The following is a 2,832-nucleotide window of genomic DNA, read 5'->3' as shown; positions in this document are numbered from 1 at the left end:
CGGCCATGACGTTCCCCGTGGCGAGGTCCATCGGGCTGCGCGGTGTGCACAGCCGGATGCGTCAAATATCTTACCCCCAGGTGCGTGCTGTGGGCAGCTTGTTTATGCCGTCAATTTACAAGCTTTTAAAGGCTCCAGCGCAGGTAGTGTCTGCGCTGGCAGCTATACATTGCGTAGCAATGGGATCAGCAGGGAACGCCCTTGCGTTCCGCTAGCCAGGCCGGTGCGTCCTGCAAGGCCACGGGGCGCAGGAAGCGGTCCAGCGCGGCATAGCCGACCGAGGTGGTGAAGGGCTGGGTGGCGGCCGGGTAGGGGCCACCATGTTGCTGCGCACCGGTCACGGCTACGCCGGTGGGTACGCCCGCAAACAGCACGCGGCCCGCGACCTGGGTGGCGGCGCGCACCAGGTTGCGGGTGGACTCGTCTTCCACCTCGGCACCCCACAGCGTGACGGTCAGCGTGCCGCCAATGGCACGCAGTACGGCGATAGTTTCATCGACCGAGGCCACACGCACCACCAGCGCGGCAGACCCAAACACCTCTTCGTGCAGCGCGTGGCTGGCGATGAAGTCGGCGGCCTGTACTTCGGCCAGGAAGGGGCGGGGCGTGACCGCATCCGACACATCGGCTACCAGCGGAGTCAGGGCCGCGTCGGCGCGCCAGCGGGCCACGCCCTTGTCGAAGGTGGAGCGGATGGTGGAAGACAGCATGGCGTGTGGCTGCAAGGCCTGCAGGGCGGCGGCGAAGGCGGTGATGAATGCATCCGACGCCGCATCTTTTTGCACCAGGATGATGCCAGGGCTGGTACAGAACTGGCCTGCACCGACGCAGATCGAACCGGCCAGCGTGGCCGCCAGCTCGGTACCGTTTTTGGCGGCGGCTGCGGGCAAGACCACCAGCGGGTTCACCGAACCCAGTTCGCCGTAGAAGGGGATGGGGCGGGGGCGGTCACCGGCGATTTTGGCCAGCGCGGTGCCGCCTTTGAACGAACCGGTAAAGGCCACAGCGGCAATCGCCGGGGCCTGCACCAATTGCACGCCCACCTCGATGGAGCCGCCTTGCACGAAGCCGAACACGCCTGCGGGCAGGCCTTGCTCGGCTACGACGCGCTGGGCCAGAGCCGCCGTGACGCGCGACAGCTCGGGGTGTGCGGGGTGGCCTTTGACAACTACCGGGCAACCGGCGGCCAACGCTGCAGCGGTGTCGCCACCGAGCACCGAGAAGGCGAACGGGAAGTTGCTGGCCGAGAACATCGCCACCGGACCCACCGGCACGCGCACGCGGGCCAGGTGCGGGCGGCCTACGGGGGGCGGACCGGCCACCGCAGCATCGTCTACATAAGCGTGCACCGTGCCAGCCTCCAGCACATCGGCAAAGCCGCGCAGCTGGAAGGTGGTGCGGTCGAGTTCGCCGTTCAGGCGGGGCAGGCCCAGGCCGGTTTCGCGGTCGGCCAGGGCCACCAGGGTGGCGCGCTCGGCTTCCAAGGCGGTGGACAGGGCGCGCAACAGGCTGGCGCGCTGGGCGGCCGAGGTGGCGGCAAAAGCATCGGCCACAGCGGCGGCGGCGGCCACGGTCTGGTCAATATCGGCCTGGGTGGATTCGGACCATTGTGTGCCGACGGCGGTGCCGGTGCGGGCTTCGATAGATTGCAGCATGGTAGTCATAAGGGGGTAGGTTGTAAGAAGGGGGCCGGAGCAGGGGCGAAAAAGGGTCGCAGGGCCGCGAAGGCAAAATGTAACACCGGCATAGGCCTGAACCGGGCTGTGGGTAGTGGCCCGGAGGGATGATTTAATTGCCTCTACTGATACGAATTCAAGGAAAACAACATGGCGACGCAAGGATTTACCACCACGATTATTCACGGTGACAAGGCCTTTGGGGTGGAGAACGGCGCGGTGCATATGCCTGTGCACACCTCGGTGCAGTACGGGTTTGACAAGGTCGAAGATTTGATCGGCGTGTTCCAGGGCACGCTCAAGGGTGCCTACAACTATGCCCGCCAGGGCACGCCCACCACGGCGGCGCTAGAGGCCAAGATCACCAAGATGGAAGACGGCCTGGGCAGCGTCTGCTTTGCCACCGGCATGGGCGCGATTTGCGGCATCTTTTTAACCCTGCTGCGCGCCGGCGACCACCTGGTGGCCAGCCGCTACGTATTTGGCAACACCAACAGCATCTTTGGCACGCTGCGCGGCTTAGGGATTGAAGTGACCACGGTAGATGCGACCGATGCCGCCGCCGTGGCCGCTGCGGTCCAAGCCAACACCCGCATGGTGTTTGTGGAAACCATCGCCAACCCTGGCACGCAGATTCCTGACTTTGTGGGCATAGCTGCGGTGTGCAAGGCGCACAAGCTGGTCTACGTGGTGGACAACACCATCACCTCGCCGGTGCTGTTCAAACCCAAGACCGTGGGGGCCAGCCTGGTGGTCAACGCACTGACCAAGACCATCGCAGGCCACGGCAGCGCCATGGGCGGCGCGGTCACCGACACCGGCCTGTTCGACTGGAGCAGCTATCCGGCCATTTTTGCCAACTACCGCAAGGGCGACCCGCGCCAGTGGGGCCTGCAGCAGATCCGCAAAAAAGGCCTGCGCGACATGGGCGCCTCACTGATGAGCGAGCACGCCCACCAGATCGCCCTGGGGGCCGAAACTCTGGCCCTGCGCGTGGCGCACAGCAGCGCCACGGCCATGGCATTGGCGCAGTTTTTGGAAGCCCATCCGGCCGTCGTCAAAGTGCATTACCCGATGCTGGAATCGCACCCGCAGCACGCGCGCGCCAAAGCGCATTTCAGCGCCGGGTCGTGGCTGCTGTCGTTTGAGCTGACCG

2 protein-coding genes are annotated in these 2,832 nt (G+C 65.5%); one reads left to right on the top strand and one right to left on the bottom strand.

Annotated features, from left to right (window positions below; genetic code table 11):
- Positions 1-185 precede the first annotated feature (185 nt).
- Positions 186-1,655, bottom strand: a complete 1,470-nt coding sequence (locus ABI213_RS11690; RefSeq protein ID WP_348027213.1) for an aldehyde dehydrogenase (NADP(+)) — start codon at positions 1,653-1,655, stop codon at positions 186-188.
- Positions 1,656-1,826: 171 nt separating this feature from the next.
- Between ABI213_RS11690 and ABI213_RS11685 the strand changes: the two genes are divergently transcribed.
- The coding region (locus ABI213_RS11685) for a cystathionine gamma-synthase family protein (RefSeq protein WP_348027211.1) at positions 1,827-2,832 on the top strand (1,006 nt) is incomplete at its 3' end.

Origin of the sequence: Rhodoferax sp. (assembly GCF_039922535.1) — a bacterium.
Taxonomy (GTDB): domain Bacteria; phylum Pseudomonadota; class Gammaproteobacteria; order Burkholderiales; family Burkholderiaceae_C; genus Rhodoferax_B.
The sequence above is the reverse complement of the archived record's forward strand: the minus strand, read 5'-3'. Positions and strand labels throughout refer to the sequence as shown.